Here is a 951-nt window from a genome sequence, read left to right as displayed (position 1 = left end):
GTTGCGGCGGTACAGCAGCGCCGCGGCGGCGGCCAGAGCCAGCAGCGTCACCAGCCCGGCGATCAGCCGCGTGTCGGTCATGGCGCGGCCGACCGTGGGCGAGGTCGGCGCCAGCAGGTGCAGGGTCCAGCCGGTGGTCGGCACCGGTGCCGTGACGGCCAGGAAGCGCCCGGGCATCCGCGCCTCCGGCAAGGTCGCGGTCACCACATCGGGCCAGGCCGCGGTGGTGTCCGGCGCGATCGGCAGCGGGTCCAGCGGCGCGCCGCCATATTGCAGGCTCTCGCGCACCGAAGCGCGCTCGGCCTCCGACAGCGGGCCGGAGCTGCGGAAGCGCCAGTCCGGTACATCGGTCAGAAGCACGACATTGCGCTCATCGGTGACGAAGGCGCTCTCGGCGAAGCGGGCCCAGGCCGCTTCCATGTCGTCGAACTCGACCTTGACCACGATCACGCCGAGGAGGCCGTTCGGCCCGTCGATCCGGCGCGACAGGTAGGAGCCGGGCTTGCGGCTCATCGTGCCCATGGCGAAGAACTCGGCCGAGCCGGCCTCCACCGCGCGCTGGTAATAGGCGCGGAAGGCGTAGTGCTGGCCGACGAAGCTGACCGGCTCGCGCCAGTTGCTGGCGGCGATGGCGGTGCCGCCACGGTCCAGCAGGTAGATCACCGCCGCCCGCGTGCCCTGGCTCAGCGCCTCGAACTTGGCGTTGATCCCGTCCAGCCGCTGCCGGTCATTGGACGCGGTCAGCGCCGCGCGCACATCCGGGTCCTGCGCCAGGACGAAGGGCAGGGAGCGCTGCTTCTCCAGCTCGCTGCGCAGCATGGCGACGTGCAAGCCGAGGGCCGCATCGGCCGAGCGCGCGATCTCGCCCAGCGCCCGGTCGCGCCCGACCGGCCCGGCCAGCCAGACCACGGCGACGAACAGGGGGATGCCGATCGCGGCGAACACCGCCCA

At 72.8% G+C, this 951-nt stretch carries 1 protein-coding gene; it reads right to left on the bottom strand.

Translation table 11 applies throughout. The features are described from left to right. Positions 1–951: cache domain-containing protein (locus P409_RS39810; RefSeq protein WP_034849767.1), on the bottom strand; the 951-nt coding region annotated here is incomplete at both ends.

The organism is Inquilinus limosus MP06 (genome assembly GCF_000767795.1).
GTDB classification, from domain to species: Bacteria; Pseudomonadota; Alphaproteobacteria; order DSM-16000; family Inquilinaceae; genus Inquilinus; species Inquilinus limosus_E.
This window is presented reverse-complemented; position numbering and strand designations above follow the sequence as displayed.